General features: G+C 73.7%; 17 protein-coding genes. 11 read left to right on the top strand and 6 right to left on the bottom strand.

Annotation, left to right across the window (positions count from 1 at the left end; translation table 11 throughout):
• Nucleotides 1-6: 6 nt before the first annotated feature.
• Entirely contained in the window at nucleotides 7-1,185 is a 1,179-nt protein-coding gene (locus tag AB0K10_RS10090) for a low temperature requirement protein A (RefSeq protein ID WP_363681848.1), read from the bottom strand.
• A 172-nt stretch (nucleotides 1,186-1,357) separates the two neighbouring features.
• On the opposite strand from AB0K10_RS10090, the gene AB0K10_RS10085 reads away from it, so the two are divergent.
• The 5 genes from AB0K10_RS10085 (at nucleotide 1,358) to AB0K10_RS10065 (ending at nucleotide 8,498) form a co-directional block, all read left to right on the top strand.
• A complete protein-coding gene (locus tag AB0K10_RS10085; protein WP_363681846.1) occupies nucleotides 1,358-2,209 on the top strand; it encodes a S1 family peptidase in 852 nt (283 codons plus the stop codon).
• Between the two features lie 95 nt (nucleotides 2,210-2,304).
• Nucleotides 2,305-3,321 (top strand): sugar kinase, encoded by a 1,017-nt coding sequence (locus tag AB0K10_RS10080; RefSeq protein WP_363681844.1) that lies wholly within the window; start codon nucleotides 2,305-2,307, stop codon nucleotides 3,319-3,321.
• A 3-nt stretch (nucleotides 3,322-3,324) separates the two neighbouring features.
• Nucleotides 3,325-4,062, top strand: coding sequence for an IclR family transcriptional regulator (locus tag AB0K10_RS10075; protein WP_363681842.1), 738 nt, complete (start codon nucleotides 3,325-3,327; stop codon nucleotides 4,060-4,062).
• On the top strand, nucleotides 4,059-4,667 hold the full coding sequence (locus AB0K10_RS10070; protein ID WP_363681841.1) for a bifunctional 4-hydroxy-2-oxoglutarate aldolase/2-dehydro-3-deoxy-phosphogluconate aldolase: 609 nt from the start codon (nucleotides 4,059-4,061) through the stop codon (nucleotides 4,665-4,667). The genes AB0K10_RS10075 and AB0K10_RS10070 overlap by 4 nt, the downstream gene beginning before the upstream one ends.
• Before the next feature lie 117 nt (nucleotides 4,668-4,784).
• On the top strand, nucleotides 4,785-8,498 hold the full coding sequence (locus AB0K10_RS10065; RefSeq protein ID WP_363681840.1) for a S8 family serine peptidase: 3,714 nt from the start codon (nucleotides 4,785-4,787) through the stop codon (nucleotides 8,496-8,498).
• A 69-nt stretch (nucleotides 8,499-8,567) separates the two neighbouring features.
• Here AB0K10_RS10065 and AB0K10_RS10060 read toward each other — a convergent pair whose 3' ends face one another.
• From AB0K10_RS10060 to AB0K10_RS10040, 5 genes are read right to left on the bottom strand one after another with little or no spacing between them, the layout of a single operon-like run.
• The gene (locus AB0K10_RS10060; protein ID WP_363681839.1) at nucleotides 8,568-9,125 is read right to left on the bottom strand and encodes a GNAT family N-acetyltransferase; all 558 of its coding nucleotides are present in this window, start codon (nucleotides 9,123-9,125) and stop codon (nucleotides 8,568-8,570) included.
• On the bottom strand, nucleotides 9,115-11,169 hold the full coding sequence (locus AB0K10_RS10055) for a penicillin acylase family protein (protein WP_363681838.1): 2,055 nt from the start codon (nucleotides 11,167-11,169) through the stop codon (nucleotides 9,115-9,117). Before AB0K10_RS10055 ends, AB0K10_RS10060 begins: the two co-directional genes overlap by 11 nt.
• Nucleotides 11,166-11,969 (bottom strand): ABC transporter ATP-binding protein, encoded by an 804-nt coding sequence (locus AB0K10_RS10050; protein ID WP_363681837.1) that lies wholly within the window; start codon nucleotides 11,967-11,969, stop codon nucleotides 11,166-11,168. Before AB0K10_RS10050 ends, AB0K10_RS10055 begins: the two co-directional genes overlap by 4 nt.
• Before the next feature lie 29 nt (nucleotides 11,970-11,998).
• Complete coding sequence (locus AB0K10_RS10045) at nucleotides 11,999-13,027, bottom strand: iron chelate uptake ABC transporter family permease subunit (RefSeq protein ID WP_363682208.1); 1,029 nt, start codon at nucleotides 13,025-13,027, stop codon at nucleotides 11,999-12,001.
• 26 nt (nucleotides 13,028-13,053) lie between these two features.
• Nucleotides 13,054-14,088, bottom strand: a complete 1,035-nt coding sequence (locus AB0K10_RS10040) for an iron chelate uptake ABC transporter family permease subunit (RefSeq protein ID WP_363681836.1) — start codon at nucleotides 14,086-14,088, stop codon at nucleotides 13,054-13,056.
• A gap of 144 nt (nucleotides 14,089-14,232) precedes the next feature.
• Here AB0K10_RS10040 and AB0K10_RS10035 point away from each other — a divergent pair, with 144 nt between their 5' ends.
• The 6 genes from AB0K10_RS10035 (at nucleotide 14,233) to AB0K10_RS10010 (ending at nucleotide 21,681) form a co-directional block, all read left to right on the top strand.
• Entirely contained in the window at nucleotides 14,233-15,267 is a 1,035-nt protein-coding gene (locus AB0K10_RS10035; RefSeq protein WP_363681835.1) for an ABC transporter substrate-binding protein, read from the top strand.
• Nucleotides 15,268-15,271: 4 nt separating this feature from the next.
• Nucleotides 15,272-16,129, top strand: coding sequence for a siderophore-interacting protein (locus AB0K10_RS10030; protein WP_363681834.1), 858 nt, complete (start codon nucleotides 15,272-15,274; stop codon nucleotides 16,127-16,129).
• Nucleotides 16,130-16,300: 171 nt separating this feature from the next.
• Nucleotides 16,301-17,842 (top strand): aspartate aminotransferase family protein, encoded by a 1,542-nt coding sequence (locus AB0K10_RS10025; RefSeq protein ID WP_363682206.1) that lies wholly within the window; start codon nucleotides 16,301-16,303, stop codon nucleotides 17,840-17,842.
• A gap of 85 nt (nucleotides 17,843-17,927) precedes the next feature.
• Nucleotides 17,928-19,217, top strand: coding sequence for a lysine N(6)-hydroxylase/L-ornithine N(5)-oxygenase family protein (locus AB0K10_RS10020; RefSeq protein WP_363681832.1), 1,290 nt, complete (start codon nucleotides 17,928-17,930; stop codon nucleotides 19,215-19,217).
• Nucleotides 19,214-19,816: a GNAT family N-acetyltransferase gene (locus AB0K10_RS10015; protein ID WP_363681830.1), complete on the top strand. Its 603-nt coding sequence runs from the start codon at nucleotides 19,214-19,216 to the stop codon at nucleotides 19,814-19,816. The genes AB0K10_RS10020 and AB0K10_RS10015 overlap by 4 nt, the downstream gene beginning before the upstream one ends.
• Before the next feature lie 125 nt (nucleotides 19,817-19,941).
• Nucleotides 19,942-21,681: an IucA/IucC family siderophore biosynthesis protein gene (locus AB0K10_RS10010; protein WP_363682204.1), complete on the top strand. Its 1,740-nt coding sequence runs from the start codon at nucleotides 19,942-19,944 to the stop codon at nucleotides 21,679-21,681.
• The last annotated feature ends 80 nt before the right edge of the window (nucleotides 21,682-21,761 follow it).

The raw sequence follows: 21,761 nt of genomic DNA, 5'->3' as shown, positions 1-21,761 counted from the left end.
GGTCGGTCAGCCGTCGAGCCGCCGGGCGTGCAGCCCCGGCTCGGTCGCCCGGTAGTGGGCGTGGGAGGGGATCAGCGCGTGGCCGGCCAGTCCGAGGGCCGCGATCGCGGTGACCAGCACCGGTGGCCAGTCGCCGGCCCACGGCAGGGTCAGCAGGGGCAGCAGCTGCCACGCCACGCGCCGCCACGGCACGCGGGCGGACAGCAGCACGGTGAACAGGGCCCGGCCGACCACGAACAGCGCCGGCCCGCCGATGATCAGCATCAACCACCGCACCGGCGTCGTTCCGGTCGGCCGGTCGACCACCAGGTCGAAGGAGGCCGCCGTGACGGCCACGCCGGCCAGCATCACCAGATGGGTGTACGGAGCCACGCGGGCCGGGCGGTCCCCCCTCGCCCCGAGTAGATCGCCGGCCCGGAAGACGTAGATCTGCCAGAGCAGCAGCATGATGGCGAACGCGCAGAGCAGGGCGGCGAGCCGAAGGCGGTCGAATTCGCTGCGGCTGACCTCCAGGGTGGGCACCAGGATGATGTCGCCGAGGGCCAGGATGACGAACTGCTGGTACCGCTCGCCGAGGTGCTCGGTGGTCCGCGCGTACTGGTTGAGGGGCACCCGACCCAGCCAGGGGGTGGGGTAGCGGGCCGCCGCGGAGGCCAGGTCGATCGCGATCGCGAGGGTCCAGAGCCCCCATCGTGCCGAGTCGGCCAGCGCGCCGGTGATCCAGAGGACGCCGGACACCAGGAACCAGAACAGGAACCGGCTGGCTCGTGCCAGGGCCAGGCGGTGCTGCTGGCGAAACAGCGCGGCGAGCAGGACGATGCCGCGTATCACGTGCGTGCCGACGTAGGCGAGCGCGAAGGCGGTGGCCTGCCCGCCGGTGACCATCGGCAGCGCGGCCGCCATCCCGACCGACCCGACCATGGCGACCATGAGGATGGCCTGGATCGGGCGCTGCTGCGGGTCGTAGAACTCCGTGGTGGTCGAGGTGACCGACCACGTCCACCAGATCGCCGTCAGCATGAGGAGCACCTTGGCGCTGTCGGCCCAGGACTCCTGGTCGGCGAGCAGCTTCGAGGTCTGCGCGAGCGCGGCCACGAAGACCACGTCGTAGAGCAGCTCCAGCAGCGTGGCCCGAGTCGACCCGTCCGGCCGGCGTAGGAGTGCCGCGGTGCCTCCGGTGGTCATGCCCGGCCTCCCGCCGTGTCTCCCGAGGATTATCGGCGGCGTCGGCGCGGGCCGTCCCCGGATCGGCGATTCCCGCCCGTCGGGGAAGAGGGCGACCGGAGGTTGCCAGGACGTTCCACCCCGGGTGACGCTGATCGGCATCCATCGGTCTCGATCTCCACCGGAGGTTCGGATGCGCCGCTCCCCACTCGTCGCCCTCGTCCTGACCGCCCTGCTGCTCGTCGCGCCGGGCGCGGCGCGGGCCGCCGTCCCCGACCGGGCCGCCGCCGACCCGCCGGCCGTGCTGTCCGGGGTACGCACACCCGGCACCGCCTGGGGCCTCGACCCGACCACCGGCCGGATGACAGTCACCGTCGACGACACCGTGGCCGCCACCGACCTGGCGAGGCTGCGGGCGGCGGCCGACCGGGCCGGCGCGCTGCTGCGTCGCGAACCCGGCACGCTCCGCCCCCTGATCGCCGCCGGGCAGGGCATCTACGGCGGCGGCAGCCGCTGCTCGCTGGGCGCGAACGTGCGCAGCGGCAGCACCTACTACGTGATCACCGCCGGCCACTGCACCGCGGCCGTCAGCGCCTGGTACGCCGACAGCGCGCAGACCACGGTTCTCGGCACCCGCACCGCCACCAGCTATCCCGGCAACGACTACGGGCTGATCCGCTACACCGGCCGGATCGCCCATCCGAGCGCCGTCTACACCTACCCCGGGCTGCTCACCATCTACGGCGCCGGCACCGCGTACGTGGGTCAGGCGGTGTGTCGCAGCGGTAGCACCACAGGGGTGCGCTGCGGCACGGTCACCGGGCTCAACCAGACAGTCAACTACGCCACCGGCGTGATCTACGGCCTGATCCGCACCAACATCTGCGCCGAGGCGGGGGACAGCGGCGGGCCGCTGTACGTGGCGTCCACCGGCACGATCCTCGGCATCCTCTCCGGGGGCACCGGCAACTGCACCTCCGGCGGCACAACCTACTACCAGCCGATCGGGGAGGTGCTGGCCGCGTACGGGCTGACCCTGCCCTGACGCCCGTTGCGCTCAGCGCAACGGGTTGCTCGTCTGGCACAACGCGCCTAGGCTCGGCGGCACTCCGGACCCCCTCCTCGAGGACGTGTGCCGCCATGTCGAGCGACCCCCGACCCGACCACGCTGCCGCCCCGGTCGGCTCTCCGCCGGCCGAGGTGGTCACGGTGGGGGAGACCATGGTCATGCTGTGCCCACCGCCGGGCGAGCCGCTGGAGCACGCCGAGCGGGTCGCCGTCTCGGTCGGCGGCGCGGAGTCCAACGTCGCCGGTTACCTGGCCCGACTCGGCCACCTGACGACCTGGGTGAGCCGGGTCGGCGACGACCCCTTCGGCCGGGCGGTCGTCCGGCACGTGGCCGAGGCAGGCGTCCACGTGGATCTGGTGGGCGTGGACCATGCCGCCCCCACCGGCCTCTATCTCAAGGACCCGGGCCCGACGGGCACCGCCGTGCACTACTACCGGGCGGGCTCGGCCGCGTCCCGGATGGACCCCGGCGCGTTGGCCGACCCACGGCTGGCCGGCGCGCGGGTGCTGCACCTGTCCGGGATCACCCCGGCGCTCTCCGCCTCCTGCCGGGCGCTTGTCGAGCACGCGGTGACCGACCGGCCGCTGCCGGGCGCGCTTGTCAGCTTCGACGTCAACCACCGGGCCCGGCTCTGGCCCGCCGAGCGGGCCGCGCCGGTGCTGCGTGACCTCGCCGACTCGAGCGACCTGGTCTTCGTCGGCCAGGACGAGGCGTACGCCCTGTGGGGCACCGCCGACGCGGCGGCGGTACGCCTACTGCTTCCCGGCCCGCGGACGGTGGTCGTCAAGGACGGCGCCGTGTGCGCCACCGTCCTGAGCCGCGACGCCGCGCCTGTCGTCGTCCCGGCGCCCCGCGTGTCTGTGGTGGAGCCGGTCGGCGCCGGCGACGCGTTCGCCGCCGGTTACCTGGCCGGGCTGCTGCGTGACCTGGACCCGGCGCGGCGGCTGCGCCTGGGTCACCTCGTCGCCGCGCAGGCGCTGGGCAGCGCCGGCGACAACGCCCCGCTGCCGGCGTGGTCCTGGTTTCAGCGGCTGCTCGACGGACCCTGGTCACCACCCGACCTGACCACCGCATCGGCGGAGGGCTGAGGGGTGTCCGAGGGCGTCGACCGGGCGATGCGCGTGCTCGAACTGCTGGCGCGCGAGCCCGCGCAGCTCGGTGGTGTGGCCGCCGACCTGGGGGTGCACAAGTCCACCGCGCTGCGGCTGTTGCAGACCCTCGAGTCGGGTGGCTTCGCCCGCCGCACCGACGGCGGCTGGACGGTGGGCCTGCGGCTGATCGACCTCGCGCAGCAGGCACTGGACTCGCTGGACGTGCGTGCGGTGGCCCGCCCCCACCTGGCGGCGCTCGGCCGCGACTGCGGGCACACCATCCACCTGGCACAGCTGGTCGACGACGACCTCGTCTACGTGGACAAGATCGAGGCCCGTGGCCAGGTGCGGATGTACTCCCGGATCGGCCGCACCGCCCCGCTGCACGCCAGTGGGGTCGGCAAGGCGGTCCTCGCGTACCGCCCGCAGTTGACCCGGCTGGTCGAGGGTGGCGCGCTGCCGGCGTACACCCCGGCCACCATCTGTGACCCGGCCGCGCTGCGCGCGGAGCTGGCGGCCGTCGCCGAGCGGGGGTGGGCCGCCGACGACGGTGAGTTCGAACCGCTGATCACCTGTGTGGCCGCGCCGGTGCGCCACGCCGACGGGTCGGTGAGCGCGGCGGTGTCGGTGACCGCCCCGACGGTGGTGGCCACCCTCGCCGACCTGCGCCACGTGCTACCCCGACTGCTGGCCACCACCCAGCAGATCTCCCGTGACCTCGGATGGAGTGGACCATGACCACAGCTGACTTCGACCACATCTTCGGTGGCGCCCGGGTGATGGCGATCCTGCGCGGCCTGCCGGTCGCCGAGACCGTCCGGCTCGCCGAGCGCGCCTGGGACCTGGGCATCGACGTGGTGGAGGTGCCGGTGGCCACCCCGGACGCGGTGCCGGCCCTGCGCGCCGCCGTCGAGGCGGGGGCGGCACGGGACCGGATCGTCGGCGCCGGCACCGTCCTCGACGTCGAGCAGGTCGCGGCGGCGGCCGACGCGGGTGCCGCGTTCACCGTCGCGCCCGGTCTGGACCTCGCGGTCGCCGACGCCGCAGCCGCGCGCGGCCTGCCGCACCTGCCCGGCGTGGCCACCCCGACCGAGGCGCAGCAGGCGCTGCGGCACGGCCTGACCTGGCTCAAGGCGTTCCCCGCGATCTCTCTCGGGCCGGCGTGGTTCAAGGCCATGGCCGGCCCCCTGCCGCAGCTGCGCTTCGTCGCCACCGGCGGCCTGGACGCGGGCAACGCCGCCGCGTTCCTCGACGCGGGCGTCCGGGTGGCAGCCGTCGGCTCGGCCCTCTCCGACCCCACCCAGTTGGACCAGCTGGCCAAGCTGACAGCCCACAAACGCTGACAACCGGGTGGCGCGATTGCGCCATGGCGTCAATGCGCCGGGGGACAGCGGGGTACGAGGAATGGGCGTTGCCGTGATGCTGTGCTGCGTACCGCTCCTCGACACAAAGAGGTCATCGTGGCTCTGTCTTCCAGGCGCCGCCGATCAGGGCTGATCGCCCTCGGCGCCGCCCTCACTCTGGCCGCCGGGTTCACCCCACCCGGCACGGGGGCGTCCGCTGCCCCGCCGGGAAACCCGGGTCGCCCCACCGGTCAGCCGCCGGCGGCCCCGGGCCGCGCGTCGACCGTCACCCTCATCACCGGGGACACGGTCACCGTCACCACCGCGGCCGACGGCAGCACCGTCTCGACCGTCCGCCGGCCGGACGGCAGCACGCCGACGTTCCACCGTACGGTGCTCGACGGCGACACCTACGTCTACCCGGACGCGGCGCTGCCGTACGTCACCGGGGGCCTGCTGGACCGGCAGCTGTTCAACGTCACCGACCTCATCGCCGACGGGTACGACGACGCGCACACCGACGCGCTCCCGCTGATCGTGACGCTCACCGACGCCGCGGCCCGCGCCCGCACCCGGCCCACTGTGGACGGTGCCGAACTGGTCCGACCGCTGGACAGCGTGCGGGGCGCGGCGCTGACCCGCCCGCGCGGCACCGCCGACCGGTTCTGGGGCGCGCTCACCGCCGGCACGGCCCGCCGTACCGGTGACGCGCCGACGCTCGCGAACGGCATCGCCAAGGTCTGGCTGGACGGCCGGGTGCACGCCGACCTCGCCGAGTCCACCGCGCAGATCGGCGCTCCGGGCGTCTGGGCCGAGGGCAACACCGCCGCCGGTGTCGACGTCGCGGTGCTCGACTCCGGCGCGGACGCCGAGCACCCGGACCTCGCCGGGCAGATCGCCGAGTCGAGCAGCTTCGTGCCCGAGGAGCCCGACATCCTCGACTACAAGGGACACGGCACGCACGTCGCCTCGACCATCGCCGGGACCGGCGCCGCGTCCGGTGGCGCCGAGCGCGGCGTCGCTCCGGGCGCCCGGCTGCACGTCGGCAAGGTGCTCAACAGCGAGGGCAGCGGGCAGGACTCGTGGATCATCGCCGGGATGGAGTGGGCCGCCCGCGAGCAGAAGGCCCGGGTCGTCAGCATGAGCCTGGGTGGTGAGTCCACCGACGGCAGCGACCCGATGAGCCAGGCCGTCGACCGGCTCAGCGCCGAGACCGGCGCGCTCTTCGTGATCGCCGCCGGCAACGGCGGGCCGAACAGCATCGGCAGCCCGGGGGCGGCGAACTCCGCGCTCACCGTGGGGGCCGTCGACTCCACCGACCACCTCGCCGACTTCTCCAGCCAGGGCCCGCGCGCCGGTGACGGTGGACTGAAGCCCGAGATCACCGCACCCGGTGTGGACATCCTCGCCGCCCGCTCCCACTACGTGCGGGGCGGATCCGGGGACTACACGCTGATGAGCGGCACGTCGATGGCGACGCCACACGTGGCCGGCACGGCCGCGCTGGTCGCCGCCGCGCACCCTGACTGGACCGGTCAGCGCATCAAGGAGGCGCTGGTCAGCACCGTCAAGGCCACGCCGGGCTACACCCCGTACCAGGCCGGCGCCGGCCGGGTGGACGCGGCCGCCGCCGTGCACGCCACAGTCTTCGCCACCCCCAGCGCCTACTCCGGCTTCCAGGCGTGGCCGCAGCAGCCCGGCGCGAGCGTCGACCGGACCGTCACCTACACCAACGCCGGCAGCACGCCTGTCACCCTGCGGTTGGCCCTCGACGCGCCGACCGCACCGGCCGGCCTCTTCGCCCTGTCCGCCGGCACGGTCACCGTGCCCGCCGCCGGCACCGCAACGGTGACGCTGACCGCCGCGTACGACAAGCTGCCGGTCGAGAAGCAGGTCAGTGGCGCGATCATCGCCACCGACGACGCCGGTACGGTTCGTGGTCGCACCCTGATCGGGGCGGGCAAGGAGGGCCAGCGGCAGAACCTGACGCTCGTCGCCAAGGACCGGGACGGCAAGCCGCTCGCCGGCAAGGTCATCCTCACCACCGACGGCCTGTTCAGCGCCGTGGACCTGCCCGAGAGCGGCACCGCCACGCTGCGGCTGCCGGTGGCGAGCTGGAGCGGCTGGCTCTCCGCCGACGTGCGCGGCGCGCACGGGCCACACTCCAAGGGCATGGCGATGCTCAGCTTCACCGACGTCAACCTGACTGCCGACCGCACCGTCACCCTGGACGCGCGGGCCGCCCGGCAGGTACGCGCCGAGGTGCCGCAGGAGGCCACCGCCAGCGCGCTGCGGATGGACATCCACCGGTCCACGAAGAACGGTCTCACCGAGAGTCAGGTGCTGCCCGACGACTCGTACGACAGCATGTGGGCGTTGCCGACGAGCCGCCCGGTGACCGACGGCGAGTTCGAGTTCGGCGCCCGGTGGCGGCTGGAACAGCCGGCCCTGACGTTCTCGGCGGGCGGCCGCTCGTACGACGATCTGCTGGTGAAGCGGGCGACCCCGGCGCTGCCGGCCGGTCGTCGCCAGCTGGACGCGGTCTACGTCGCCGACGCGTCGACGGCGGGACTGGCCAAGCGTCCGGTCCGCGACCGGGCCGTGGTGGTGCGCCGCAGCGACAGTGTGGACATCGCCACCCAGGCGCAGGCCGCCGCCGCGGCCGGGGCGACGCTGCTGCTCGTGGTCAACGACGGCGTCGGTCGCCTCCAGCCGTGGGACGAGGCGCCGTGGAGCCCGGAGAGCCCGGCCCCGGTGACGGTGGCGACGCTCGGCGCCGACGAGGGCGACCAGCTCATCGCGGCGCTGGGGCGCGGCCCGGTACGGCTCACCGTCGACTCGCACCCGGAGACCACCTACCTGTACGACGTGGCGCACCACTGGACCGGGACGGTGCCTGCCGACCCGACCTACCGGCCCACGAAGCGGCAGTTGGCCCGCGTCGACGTGGAGTTCCGCAACTACCGGCAGGGCAAGGCGCTGGAGTTCCGCACCGACGTGTGGCGCGGCTGGGCGTCGAGCAACCAGGAGCCCGCCCCGGCGCAGGGCCGGCGGACCGACTGGGTGAGCGCCGACCAGCGGTGGATCGACGACGCGTTCATCGCCGGCGAGACGGGCCAGCACCTGATGGAGGTGGCCACCTACCGGGCCGACCGACCGAGCAGCGTGCAGTGGTTCGGGCCGATCCAGCGACCCCGGATGGGCGGCGGCTACGTGCCGGTGCGTTACCTGGACACCGTCTACCTGCCCGCGCCGGGCTGGGGCGACGGGGGTGGCCACATCGGTGAGGCGTACGCGAACTACGACATGGTCAACCGGACCACCCTCTACCAGGGCGACAAGGAGCTGAACTGGGGTAACGCCGAGTATCTCCAGGTTTCCGGGCTGGCCGCGCAGCGCCTGCCGTACCGCCTGGTGGTGGAGAACGACAGGGCCGCCTGGACCAACCCGTACTCCCGGCAGACCCGCACCGAGTGGGGCTTCAGCTCGGCGGCCACCGGCGCGGAGTCCTCGGCGGTGCTGCCGATGATCCAGCTGGACTACCAGGTGGCCATCGACCCCGCCGGCCGGGCGTCGCGGCGGGCGCCGCTGACCGTGGTGGCCTCCCACCTGCCGGGTGTCACGGGCACGATCGGCGCGGTCACCGTCGAGGTGTCCTACGACGACGGGAAGACCTGGCAGAGGCAGCGGCTGACCCGGCACGGCGACGGCTGGCGTACCACGTTGGCCGGGCCGGCGAAGGCCGGCTTCGTGAGCCTGCGCACCACCGCGCGCGACGCGGCAGGCAACACCGTGAGCCAGAGCATCACCAGGGCCTTCGGCCTGCGGTGACGCGCTGACGGCCGGCCGTCGGTCGGGGTGCCCCACGCACTCCGGCTGGCGGCCGGTGCCGTCGCGGCGTCAGCCGGCGACGGCCGGCCGGTCGAGGAAGTGCAGCCGGGCGCGCTTCTCCGGGAGGTCGATCACCGGACCGGCCCGGAAGCCGCTGCGCCGCAGCCGGCGGAGCATCCGCTCGTTGCGGACGTCCGGCTCCATGACGACCCGCAGCCGGCCCGGGTCGGCGAAGACGAACTCCAGGATCGCGCCGAACAGCGCGCCTGTGAAACCCCGCTCGGCGGTCACCGGCGGTCCGACGAGCAGATGGACGCCGACGTCGCCGGGGCGCACCTCGTAGCACCCGCCGACCGGATCGGCCCCCGGCTCGTACGTCTGCACCAGCGCCACCGGTACGCCGTCGCGATGTGCCAGGTACGCGTGGTGGGTGCTCAGCGAGTCCAGGTACGCGTAGATCTCGCGCACCCGCTCGCGGCTGGCCTCGCGCATCCCCCAGAACCGTGCGCGTTCGGCAGTGACCCAGCCGTGCAGCAGGTCGGCGTCCTCGTCCGGACGCACCGGACGGACGGTGACCACGCCGAAACCGGTGACGTCACGCCGGTAGTGCGGTTCGTCAGTGCTCATCCGACTCCTCGGTGAGGCGCTCCCAGTCGGTGGTCACCGGCAGCAGCTCGCCGGCCAGCCACGCGGCCTGCTGGTCGTCGTGGTGCGGGTCGCCGGGCACCCCGCAGGCGCCCAGCGGGACCACCCACCGGCTGTCCTGGCGGCGGGCCAGGTCCCAGACGAACCGCGCGGCCGGCCCCCGGAAGCAGCCGTGGGTGACGCCGGGCACGCTGGAGGTGGCCAGCACGCAGTCGTGGTCGCCGTCGAGGCGGGGACCGGGCGCGGCGTCCGGGTCGGGCAGCGCCCGCCACGGCGTCAGCCGGTGCAGGTCACCCCAGCGCACGTGGCCGTCCGTCGCGTCCGTGACCTCCTCGGCCGCCGCGCGGACCGCCGCCGCCGCGTCGAGGCCGGGCAGCGACGTGCCGTCGAGCAGGTGCTCCAGCGCGTAGCCGACCCGCGGCGTCAGCGCCAACCAGGGCGCGAACACCTCGGGGTACGCCGGAGGCTCGGCCAGCGACGCGAGAGCGGGATCGGCGGCGATCCGGCGCACGACTGCCGCCCGCAGGATGGCGAAGTCCGCCGCGTCGGTGCTGTCGGCGCTCATCCGCCGGTCCCAGCGCAGCAGCCGGTCGCGCAGCGCGGCGGCGGCCGGGCCGAGCCCGGTCAGCCCGCCCAGCACCGCCAGCAGCGGCCCGGCCGAGCCGAGGTACGTGTCGGTGTGCACGACGGCCATGTCCTCGGCCGTCCAGTCCCGGCCGGCGTCGAGCAGCTCGGTGATCCGACGTGCCCGGTGCGGAGGGGCGAACTCGACGCCGAGCGACGCCGCCAGCCCCCGCTCGTTTGCCATCACCGCCCGGCCGGTCACCTGCGCGCGAGGCAGCGGCGCGTGCCAACCCCGCCAGGCGTACGCGGTCTCCCAGGCGGGGACCACCCGCCGGCCGTTGTCGGGATGCCGCCGCGGCACCGCCCCGGCGACCCGGTGCAGCAGCCCGCCGGCGGTGTCCGCCGCCTGCACGACGTTCACCGGCTCCACCCAGTGCCGCAACGCGGAGTCCACATCGGACACCCTACGGGCGCGCAGCAGTTCCGGTAACGCCGCGAAGCCCAACTCGCCGCGGACCCGGGGCGGGTAGCGCAGGCTCACCGCCGTCTCGTCGTCCGGCCCACCGGCGATCACCGGCCCCCGGTCGGTCTCCACCACCTCCACACGCACCGGGTCCGCGCCGGCCACCTCGATCGTCTCGACGTGGACGTGCGCCTCCCGCCAGCCGTCCGGGCCGAGCGCCTGCACCCGCGTACCCTGCCGGCGCAACCGCTCGGCGTAGACGTCCTGGTAGTCGGCCATCGCGTTGGTGATCGCCCACGCCACCGCGCCGGTGTGGCCGAAGTGCGCGATGCCCGGCACGCCGGGCACGGCCAGCCCGACCACGTCGTACTCCGGGCAGGCCAGCCGGATCTGCTGGTAGACGCCCGGATCCTCGAGGAACCGGTGCGGATCACCGGCGAGCAGCGCGCCGCCCGTGCCGGTGCGTTCGGCGGCCAGCAACCACCCGTTACTGCCGGCGACGGCCGGCCCGTCGGTGGCGAACGCCTCGACCGCCGCCGGGCCGAGGCGCTGCGCGACGTGCTCGCGCCACAGCTTGCCGGGAAATCCCGCGAACAGGATGTGGTGGCCCAGCCACACCGCGAGGGGCGTCCACGGCTCCCACCGGCCCGGGACGAGCCCGGTGGCGGCGAACTCCGGTGACCGGGCCGCCCCGGCGGCGAGGCGGTCGTTCACCCCGTCGACGTACGCGCCCACCCACTCGGCTGTCGCGTCGTCCAGGTTGGCGTGGCAGCGGCGGGCGGTGTCGTCGAGCCGGACCTGGCGCGCGAAGCGGTCCCAGCCGAGCGCGTCGACGCCGAGGACTGCCGCGCTGGTGCCCTGCGACCGGTGCCGTTCCACCTCGATCTGCCACGCCCGGTCGTACGCGGTCACCCGGCCCTGCGCCGCCGCGAGGGCGAGCGGGTCGGCGGCGCGTACGTGCGGGACGCCCCACCTGTCGCGGAAGAGCCCCGGCCTCATGCCGGCTCGGGCGCGCGACGGCGGGCGGCCGGGACGACAAGCGGAGTGCCGGTCTCCGGGTCGTCGATCACCCGGCAGGGCAGCCCGAACACCTCGGCGACCAGGTCGGCGGTGACCACCTCCCGAGGGTCGCCGGCAGCCACCACCTGCCCGTCGCGCATCGCGATGAGGTGGGTGGCGTACCGGGCGGCGTGGTTGAGGTCGTGCAGCACCGCGACAAGCGTACGGCCCTGCTCCTCGTGCAGCCGCGCGCACAGGTCGAGGATCTCGATCTGGTGGGCGATGTCGAGGTACGTCGTCGGCTCGTCGAGCAGCAGCAGCGGGGTCTGCTGGGCCAGCGCCATGGCGATCCAGACGCGCTGCCGCTGGCCGCCGGACAGCTCGTCCACCGGCCGGTCGGCGAGGTCGGCGACCCCGGTGGCGGCCATCGACTCGTCGACGATCCGCTCGTCCTCGCGTGACCACTGCCGCAGCAGACCCTGGTGGGGGTAGCGGCCCCGGGCGACCAGCTCGGCGACGCCGATCCCGTCCGGGGCGATCGACGACTGCGGTAGCAGGCCGAGGGTGCGGGCCACCTTACGGGCGGGCAGGTCGTGGATGTCCCGACCGTCGAGCAGCACCGCGCCGGCGCTCGGGCGCAGCATCCGCGACAGCGCGCGCAGCAGCGTCGACTTGCCGCACGCGTTCGGCCCGATGATCACCGTGAACGACCGGTCGGGCACCGCCACCGTCAGGTCCTCGGAGATGGTGCGCCGATCGTAGGCGAGGGTCAGCGCGGTGCCGCCGAGGCGGGACGTCATGGGTGCTCCTTGAATCGCGTCAGGGGTGTTCACAGCCGACCCGCCCGGCGTTCGACGGCCAACAGCCAGACCAGGTAGCCACCGCCGAGCACTCCGGTCACCACGCCGACCGGAAGCTGGTGCCCGGGAAACGCGCGCTGGGCCACCAGGTCGGCGCCGACGAGCAGCGCCGCGCCGACGGCCATCGACGGCAGCAGGTTCGGGCCGGGCGCCCGGGTCAGCCGCTTGGCCACGTGCGGCGCGACGAGCGCCACGAACGACACCGGGCCGGCGGCCGCCGCCGCGAACGACACCAGCAGCACCGCCGAGGCGAGCAGCACCAGGCGCAGCCGGCGTAGCGGCACGCCGAGCGCGCTGGCGGTGTCGTCGCCCAGCTCCATCATCCGCAGCGCCGGGCCGCAGCCGACGAGCACCAGCGGCGCGAGCACCGCGGTGACGGCGAGCAGCGGCCCGGCGTTGGCCCAGCCCCGTCCGTCCAGGCTGCCGGTGAGCCAGAGCACCGCGCGGGCGGCGTCCATCAGCGGGGCCCGGGTCAGCAGGTAGCCGTTGACGCCGGTGAGGATCGCGGAGACGCCGATGCCGACCAGGACGAGTCGGTAGCCGTGCACGCCCCGCCGCCAGGCGAGCGCGTAGATCAGCAGGCCGGTGGCGAGCCCGCCGACGACCGCGGCGCCGGCCAGGGCCAGGCTGCCGCCGCCCACGACGACCACCACCAGTGCGCCTGTCGACGCGCCCTGGGTGAAGCCGAGAATGTCGGGGCTGCCCAGCGGGTTGCGGACCAGTGACTGGAACACCGCGCCGCCGAGCGCCAGCGCGGCGCCGACCAGCAGGGCGTTGACCAACCGGGGCAGCCGTAGCTCGGTCACGATGAACTGCTCCGCCACGCTGCCGCCGCCGGACAGGGCGCGCAGCACGTCGGTCGGGCCCATCGGGTAGTCGCCGCTGCCCAACGCGACCAGGCCGAGCCCGGCGGCGAGCACCGCCGCGCCGAGGCCCACGGCCAGGGCGCGGGGGCGGAACCGCACCGACAAACCCCCGGGGGTACGGAGAACCGTCATGGTGCTGAGCCCGTTGGTGCGCGCGCTCACGGGTGTGCCACCCGTCCCCGGGTGACCAGCCAGAGGAAGAGCGGGCCGCCCAGCACGGCGGTGACCATGCCGACCTGGAGTTCACCGGGCCGGCCGAGCACCCGGCCCAGCACGTCGGCGCCGAGCAGCAGCACCGGCGCGAGCACCGCGCAGTACGGCAGCAGCCAGCGCAGGTCGGGCCCGGTGAGCGCGCGTACCAGGTGCGGCACCAGCAGGCCGACGAAGACGATCGGGCCGCAGGCGGCGGTCGCCGCGCCGCAGAGCAGGGTGACCGCGACGATCACGGCGGCCCGGATCACTGCCGGTCGAGCGCCGAGGGCGCGGGCCGCGTCGTCGCCGAGCGCGAGGGCGTTCAGCGGACGGGCGGCGCCGAGGGCGACCAGCAGGCCGACCAGGATGAAGGGCGCCACCCGGGTCACGGTCGCGGAGTCCGCGCTGGCCAGCGAGCCGACCGTCCAGAACCGCAGCCGGTCCAGCGAGGCGGTGTCGAGCAGCATGACCGCGCTCACGAACGAGTACAGGGTGGCGTTGAGCGCCGCGCCGGCGAGCGCGAGGCGGGCCGGGGTCGCGCCGCGCCCGCCGCCGACGGCGTACACAAGCGCGGTGACAAGCGCCGCGCCGAGCAGCGCGAACCAGACGTACCCGCCGATGGCGGTGACGCCAAAGAAGGTGGCGGCGACGGCCACGGCGGCGGACGCGCCGGCGTTGATGCCGAGCAGCCCTGGGTCGGCGAGGGGGTTGCGGGTGAGGGCCTGCATCACGGCGCCGGCCACTCCGAGCGCCGTGCCGGCGAGCAGCCCGAGCAGGGTACGGGGGAGGCGCATCCGGTGCACCACCGCGTACTCGCTGGCGTCGGGGTGCAGCAACCCGGACCAGACGTCGGCGAGCGGCAACGACTTCGCGCCGACCGCGATGCTGAGCACCAGGATCACGCCGAGCAGCGCCACGGCGCCGAGCAGGCCGACGGCGCGGGCCGCCCGGCGTCGCTTCGGGGGAGGGGCCGTCGACCCGTCCGGCACGGTCGGTGCCAAGGTGGTGACGGTGGGTGTGGCGTCCAGTGTGGGCTCCGGGAGTGTGGCGACACGGCGAACCGCTGTTGACAACGACCGAGGTTAGGCTAACCTAACCCCGCTGTCCCGGTCGACCCGACCTTCCCTTGATCGAAAGACGACACCATGCCCGATGCACTGTCCGCCCGTCGCCTCTCTCGTCGTGGCCTGCTGGCCGCCGGCGGCGCCGCCACGCTGGCCGCGCTCCTCGCCGGCTGCGGCAAGGACGATGCGGCCAAGCCCACTGGCAGCGGCAACGCCAGCGGCCCCTGGTCGTTCACCGACGACCGCAACAAGAAGATCGAGGCGGCGACTCGTCCGGCGCGCGTGGTGGCCTTCACCGGAGTGGCGGCAGCACTGGTCGATTTCGGTCTCGACAAGCAGCTCGTCGGCGTGTTCGGCGAGACCAAGCGTGCCGACGGCTCGGCCGATCCGCAGGCCGGCGACCTCAACGTCGAGGCCGTCGAGGTCCTCGGCAACGTGTGGGGCGAGTTCAGCCTGGAGAAGTACGCGGCTCTGCGCCCCGAACTGCTTGTCACCCACATGTACGACCCGGACGCCCTCTGGTACGTGCCGGACGAGAGCAAGGACAAGATCCTTCCGCTCGCGCCCAGCGTGGCGATCACCACGGCCCGCGTGCCGATGACCAAGCCCATCGAGCGGTACGCCGCGCTGGCCGAGTCGCTCGGCGCCGACCTCTCCGCCAAGAAGGTCACCGACGCGAAGGCCCGCTTCGACGCCGCAGCCGACGCCGTCCGGCAGGCCGTCAAGGCGAACCCCGGCATCAAGGTGATGGCCTGCTCCGGCAGCCCCGACCTGTTCTACGTGTCCAACCCGAAGGTCAGCACCGACCTCATGTACTTCGCCGAGCTGGGCGTCGACATCGTGTTGCCCACCAAGCTCGAGGCCGGCGACTACTTCGAGGCGCTCAGCTGGGAGAACGCCGGCAAGTTCCCGGCCGACCTGATCCTGCTGGACAACCGCAGCACCGCGTTGCAGCCCAAGGACCTCACCGCCAAGCCGACCTGGCAGCAACTGCCGGCGGTCAAGGCCAACCAGGTGACCCCGTGGGACGCCGTGCCCCGCTTCTCGTACGCCGGCTCCGCGCCGCTGCTGGAGAACCTCGCGACCGCCATCCGCAACGCGAAGAAGGTCAGCTGACGCCATGAGCACGAGCACCGTCGAACCCGTCGCCCTGCAGTACCGCTTCTTCGCCGCGCACGTCGTCCGGGCCCGCCAGGTCGGCGCCTCGCTGATCCGGGTCACCTTCGGTGGCGCGGAGCTCGTCGACTTCGCCGGCGGCGGCCGGGACCAGAGCGTCTCGCTGTTCCTGCCGCACCCCGGGCAGGACACCCCTGTCGTCCCGGTCGAGCGGGGCGAGGACTGGTTCGCCGCCTGGCGGGCTCTCCCGTCGGATGTCCGCGCGGTCATGCGCTCGTACACCATCCGGGAGCACCGCCCGGAAGCCGGCGAGGTGGACATCGACTTCGTCGGCCACGGCGGCACCGGTCCCGCCTCGCGCTGGGCCAGCCTGGCGGGGTTCGGCGACCGGGTGCTGCTGCTCGGCCCGGCGGTGCACGACAACCGCAGCGTCTGCTTCCGCCCGCCGGACGACACGGACCTCGTGGTGCTGGTCGCCGACGAGACCGCGCTGCCGGCCACCGCCGGCATCCTGGCCTGGTTGCCCGCCGGCGCCCGGGTCCGCGCCTGGATCGAGGTCCCCGACGCCGCGGACATCACCGAGCTGCCCACCGAGGCCGCCGCGGAAATCCGCTGGATCGTGCGCGGCAGCACCCCGCCCGGGAGTGACCTGCTGGTCAGCGCGCTGCGCGCCGCCCGCCTGCCCGCCAGCAGGCCGTACGCCTGGATCGCCGGCGAGTCCGGCGCGGTGCGGGCGCTGCGCCGGCACCTGGTCGGCGAGCGCGGCATCGACCGCCGCCGGGTGACCTTCGCCGGCTACTGGCGGCGCGGGCTCTCCGAGGAGGACGTGCGCGCCGAGGCGCTGGCCGCCGCCACCGCCTGATCAGCGACCCACCGCCAAACGCAGCACGGCCCCCGGCGCTCGAACCCGCGCCGGGGGAGGGTTCCGGCTGCCCATCGTCGAGAACGTGGAGGACATCCCGTGACCGTGCCGACGTACCCCGTTGAGCCCGACCCGCCCGTGCCGGCCGTAGCCGCACCGCCGTCGACAGGCATCCGGCCGCCGGCGTCGACGGCCGCGCTGCCGCCGGCGACGGCTGCCGAAAGGGCCGCCGCGCGGGCGCAGCTGCTGCACGACGGCTCGGTCGAGCAGTACCGGCGGGCGATCGCCGCCGGCGTCGACCGGGTCGCCCGCCGGGTCGCCGCGGTGGACCGGCCCGGCACCGGCGTCACACCGGCCGAGTTGGCCCCCCTGGTGGACCGGGTCGACCTGGACCGGCCCCTGGGTGACGCCGGCGCGGCCCTGGACGAGCTGGAGGACGTCTACCTGCGCGACGCCGTCTGGTTCCACCACCCCCGCTACCTGGCCCACCTCAACTGCCCGGTGGTCATTCCGGCGCTGCTCGGCGAGGCGGTCCTCAGCGCGGTCAACTCATCCCTGGACACCTGGGACCAGAGCGCCGGGGCGACCCTCATCGAGCGGCGGCTGATCGACTGGACCGCCCAGCGGATCGGTTTCGGCCCGGACGCGGACGGCGTGTTCACCAGCGGGGGCAGCCAGTCCAACCTCCAGGCGCTGCTGCTGGCCCGGGAGGAGGCGTGCGCCGAGGCGACCAGCGCGGCGGCACGCGCCGAGCTGCTGCCCCGGCTGCGGGTGCTCACGTCCGCGGCCGGGCACTTCAGCGTGCAGAAGTCCGCCAAGCTGCTCGGGCTCGCCCCGGACGCGGTGATCGCGGTGCCCACCGACGCGCAGCGGCGGATCCGACCCGCCGCCGTCCGCGAGGAGATCACCCGGTGCCGGCAGGCCGGGCAGGTCGTGATGGCTGTCGTCGGCACCGCCGGCACCACCGACTTCGGCTCCATCGACCCGTTGACCGACCTGGCCGGGATCTGCGCGGCGGCCGGCGTCTGGCTGCACGTGGACGCCGCGTACGGCTGCGGGCTGCTCGTCTCGCCGACGCGCCGGCACCTGCTCGACGGCATCGAACGGGCCGACTCGGTGACGGTCGACTACCACAAGTCGTTCTTCCAGCCGGTCAGCTCCAGCGCGCTGCTGGTCCGCGACCGGCGGGTCCTGCGCCACGCCACCTACCACGCCGACTACCTCAACCCGGCGCGGATGGTGGAGCAGCAGATCCCCAACCAGGTCGACAAGAGCCTGCAGACCACCCGCCGGTTCGACGCGCTGAAGCTCTGGCTGACCCTGCGGGTGATGGGCCCGGACGCGCTCGGCGCGCTCTTCGACGAGGTGGTCGACCGGGCCGCCGACGCCTGGCAGCTCGTCAGCGAGGATCCCCGCTTCGAGGTGGTGACCCGCTCGCAGTTGAGCACAGTGGTCTTCCGCTACCTGCCCACCGGCGCGGGCCGCGAGTTCGCCGACGCGGCCAACCTGCATGCCCGGGAGGCGCTCGCCGCCTCCGGCCTCGCCGTGGTCGCCGGCACCCGGGTAGACGGTCGACACTTCCTCAAGTTCACTCTGCTCAACCCGGCAACCACCGTCGACGATGTCGGCCACGTGCTCGAACTGATCGCCGGTCACGCCGGCCGGTACGTGCGCCAGCGCGCCGCCGCCGACCTGACCTGCCCCGTCGGCTGACCCCGACTGATCCCTGCCGGCTGACGCCGGCTGACCCGCCCGTCGGCCGACGCCGGCGATCACGAACCCGCGCCTGGAGAACCCGATGTCCACCCACGACTTCATCGCCATCGGGCTCGGCCCGTACAACCTGGGCCTGGCCTGCCTCACCGCGCCGATCGACGAGCTGGACGGGGTGTTCCTGGAGGCCCGCCCGAGCCTCGCCTGGCATCCCGGCATGCTGCTGGAGTCGGCCCGCCTGCAGACCCCGTTCATCGCCGACCTGGTCAGCCTCGCCGACCCGACGTCGCCGTACTCCTTCCTCAATTACCTCAAGGAGATCGGCCGGCTCTACCCGTTCTACATCCGGGAGAGCTTCTACCCCCTGCGCAGCGAGTACGACGCGTACTGCCGGTGGGCGGCGGCGAAGCTGCCGAACCTGCGCTTCGGCCAGACGGTGACCACTGTCGAGTACGACAGCGCCGACGAGCGGTACGTGGTGCGGGCCAGCACGGGCGAGGGGGAGAGCGTCGAGTACCGCGCCCGGCACCTGGTGCTCGGCACCGGCACCCCGCCGCACCTGCCCGCCGCCGTGGCCGGGCTGCCCGGCGACGCCGTGCACAACTCGCGGTACCTGGAGCACCGCGACGCGCTGCGGGCCAAGCGCAGCATCACAGTGGTGGGCAGTGGGCAGAGCGCCGCCGAGATCTACCACGACCTGCTCGGCGACCTCGACCGGTACGGCTACCAGCTCACCTGGGTCACCCGCTCGCCCCGGTTCTTCCCCCTCGAATACACCAAGCTGACGCTGGAGATGACCTCGCCGGACTACGTGGACTACTTCCACGCGCTGCCCGAGGCGACCCGCTACCGGCTGGAGGCCGAGCAGAAGAGCCTTTTCAAGGGGATCAACGCCGACCTGATCAACGACATCTTCGACATGCTCTACGCGCACAGCGTCGACGGGCCGGTGCGTACCCGGCTGCTGACCAACACCGAGCTGGTCGACGCCGCCCACCACGACGGGGAGTACACGCTCGGGTTGCGGCACGTGGAGCAGGAGCGGGACTTCTCCCTGCGTACCGAGGGGCTGGTGCTGGCCACCGGCTACCACTACCGGGTGCCCGAGTTCCTCGCCCCGGTGCGGGAGCGGATCCGCTGGGACGCGCACGGCCGGTTCGACGTGGCCCGCAACTACAGCATCGACCACAGCGGGCGGGGCATCTTCCTGCAGAACGCGGGCACCCACACGCACAGCATCACCTCACCCGACCTGGGCATGGGCGCGTACCGCAACTCCTGGATCATCCGGGAGCTGCTCGGCCGGGAGCACTACCCGATCGAGAAGAGCATCACCTTCCAGGAGTTCGGCGCCCCGGCCGGGGTGACGTCGTGAACGTCGTCTTCACCCGCGTCGACGACCGGCTCGGCGCGTTCGCCCTGCGTACCCTCGAACCGGAGGCCGACGCCCCGCTGCTGCACGGCTGGGTGACCCACCCGAAGGCGGCGTTCTGGCTGATGCAGGACGCCGACGAGGCCCAGGTGATCGAGGAGTATCGACGTATCGCCGCGCACCCGCACCATGACGCGTACCTCGGGCTGTGGCGGGGGGAGCCCGCCTTCCTGGCCGAGCGCTACGACCCGGCCCGTGTCGAGCTGGTCGGCCTGCACGACGCCCAGCCCGGCGACGTGGGCATGCACTTCCTGTGCGCGCCCGCCGGAGACCCCGTGCACGGCTTCACCCGGGCGGTGATCACTACAGTCATGGCCTGGCTCTTCGCCGACCCGGCGACCGAGCGGGTGGTGGTCGAACCCGACGTGCGCAACACCGCCGTGCACGCGCTGAACGCCGCCGTCGGCTTCGAGGTCGTCGGCCCGATCGCCAAGCCGGAGAAGGACGCCCTGCTCAGCGTCTGCACTCGCGCCCAGTTCCAGGCCGCAGCCGGGCACGCCGCCGAGGCCGCCGCCACCCACACCGAAGGAGCCCCGGCGTGACCTCCACCGCCGTCCCCGCCCAGACGACCGCCACGCACACCACCCCCGGCGCGCCCGCCGCGCCGGCCGCGCCCGGCGACCCGGTCGCGCATCTCACCCCGCAGCGCTGGGCGCGGGCCAACCGGATGCTGGTCCGCAAGGCGCTCGCCGAGTTCACCCACGAACGGCTGCTCACCCCGCAGCCCGTGCCGAGCCCGGACGACCGGCAGTGGTACGAGGTCCGCAGCGACGACGGCACCGTCACCTACCGCTTCGCGGCCCGGGTGCTCGCGCTGGAGCACTGGCAGATCGACGCCGACAGCATCACCCGGCACCGGGACGGCGTCGCCGTGGCTCCCGACGCCGTGGACCTGATCGTCGAGCTGCGCGACGCCCTCGGGCTGTCCGCGCGGGTGCTCCCGGTCTACCTGGAGGAGATCACCTCCACCCTCGCGGGCACCGCGTACAAGCTGGCCCAGTCCCTGCCGAGCGCCGCCGAACTGGCCGAGGCGGACTTCCAGACGATCGAGACGTCGATGACCGAGGGGCATCCCTGCTTCGTGGCCAACAACGGCCGGCTCGGCTTCGGCGTCGACGAGTACCACCGCTACGCCCCGGAGGCCGCCACTCCCGTACGCCTGGAGTGGCTGGCCGCGCACCGGGACCACTCGACGTTCAGCAGCGCCGCCGACCTGGACTACGACGCATTGATCGCCGGCGAGCTGGACGCGGAGACACTGGCCCGGTTCGCCGCCACGATGGCCGAGCTCGGGCTGGATCTCGCCGACTACCACCTCATCCCGGCGCACCCGTGGCAGTGGTGGAACAAGCTGGCCGTCACCTTCGCGGGGGAGTTGGCCCAGCGTCGGCTGGTGCACCTCGGCCCCGGACCGGACTCGTACCTCGCGCAGCAGTCGATCCGCACGTTCTTCAACGTCACCGAGCCGCGCCGGCACTACGTGAAGACCGCGCTGTCGGTGCTGAACATGGGCTTCATGCGCGGGCTGTCGGCCGCGTACATGGCCGCCACCCCGGCCATCAACGACTGGCTGGCCGACCTGATCGCCGGCGACGAGGTGCTCGCCGGCACCGGGCTGACGATCATCCGGGAGCGGGCCGCGGTCGGCTACCGGCACCGGCAGTACGAGGCGGCCACCGAGCGCACCTCCCCGTACCGCAAGATGTTGGCCGCCTTGTGGCGGGAGAGCCCGTTGCCCGGCCTGGCCCCCGGGCGGCGGCTGTCCACCATGGCCGCGCTGCTGCACACCGACGACCACGGCGGCTCGCTGGCGGCGGCCCTGATCGACCGGTCCGGCCTGACACCCGAGGTGTGGCTGCGCCGCTACCTGGACGCCTACCTGACCCCGCTGCTGCACAGCTTCTACGCCCACGACCTGGCCTTCATGCCGCACGGCGAGAACGTCATCCTGGTCCTCGACGAGCACGACACCGTCGAGCGGGTGATCTTCAAGGACATCGCCGAGGAGATCGCGGTGCTGAACACCGACGTCGAGCTGCCGGCGGAGGTGCGGCGGATCCAGGTCGAGGTGCCCGACGACACCAAGCTGCTGAGCATCTTCACCGACGTGGTGGACTGCTTCCTGCGGCACCTGGGCGCGGTGCTGGTCGAGGCCGGGGTGCTCACCGAGGACGCCTTCTGGGGCACGGTCGCGGCCTGCGCCGCCGACTACTTCGACCGGGTGCCGCACCTGGCCGAGCGGGTACGCCACTACGACCTGTTCGCCCCCGAGTTCGCGCTGTCCTGCCTCAACCGGCTCCAGTTGCGCGACAACCAGCAGATGGTCGACCTGGCCGACCCGTCGGCCGCCCTGCAGTTCGTCGGCACCCTCGCCAACCCGCTCGCGCCCCACGCCCCGGCCCGCTGACACGGCCCACGCGCTGTTCTACCTGGTGGTGCTCGGCCGCCCGGTTGAGCCCGCTCGTGTTATCGATAACACGAGCGGGC

This window comes from Micromonospora sp. NPDC049274, assembly GCF_040678875.1.
In the GTDB taxonomy this organism is placed as follows: domain Bacteria; phylum Actinomycetota; class Actinomycetes; order Mycobacteriales; family Micromonosporaceae; genus Micromonospora.
This window is presented reverse-complemented; position numbering and strand designations above follow the sequence as displayed.

Excerpts from the sequence above, each read along its gene's own strand:
- AB0K10_RS10090 (WP_363681848.1), bottom strand. The coding sequence starts at position 1,185 with ATGACCACCGGAGGCACCGCGGCACTCCTACGCCGGCCGGACGGGTCG.
- AB0K10_RS10085 (WP_363681846.1), top strand. The coding sequence starts at position 1,358 with ATGCGCCGCTCCCCACTCGTCGCCCTCGTCCTGACCGCCCTGCTGCTC.
- AB0K10_RS10080 (WP_363681844.1), top strand. The coding sequence starts at position 2,305 with ATGTCGAGCGACCCCCGACCCGACCACGCTGCCGCCCCGGTCGGCTCT.
- AB0K10_RS10070 (WP_363681841.1), top strand. The coding sequence starts at position 4,059 with ATGACCACAGCTGACTTCGACCACATCTTCGGTGGCGCCCGGGTGATG.
- AB0K10_RS10060 (WP_363681839.1), bottom strand. The coding sequence starts at position 9,125 with ATGAGCACTGACGAACCGCACTACCGGCGTGACGTCACCGGTTTCGGC.
- AB0K10_RS10055 (WP_363681838.1), bottom strand. The coding sequence starts at position 11,169 with ATGAGGCCGGGGCTCTTCCGCGACAGGTGGGGCGTCCCGCACGTACGC.
- AB0K10_RS10050 (WP_363681837.1), bottom strand. The coding sequence starts at position 11,969 with ATGACGTCCCGCCTCGGCGGCACCGCGCTGACCCTCGCCTACGATCGG.
- AB0K10_RS10045 (WP_363682208.1), bottom strand. The coding sequence starts at position 13,027 with ATGACGGTTCTCCGTACCCCCGGGGGTTTGTCGGTGCGGTTCCGCCCC.
- AB0K10_RS10035 (WP_363681835.1), top strand. The coding sequence starts at position 14,233 with ATGCCCGATGCACTGTCCGCCCGTCGCCTCTCTCGTCGTGGCCTGCTG.
- AB0K10_RS10030 (WP_363681834.1), top strand. The coding sequence starts at position 15,272 with ATGAGCACGAGCACCGTCGAACCCGTCGCCCTGCAGTACCGCTTCTTC.
- AB0K10_RS10020 (WP_363681832.1), top strand. The coding sequence starts at position 17,928 with ATGTCCACCCACGACTTCATCGCCATCGGGCTCGGCCCGTACAACCTG.
- AB0K10_RS10010 (WP_363682204.1), top strand. The coding sequence starts at position 19,942 with ATGCTGGTCCGCAAGGCGCTCGCCGAGTTCACCCACGAACGGCTGCTC.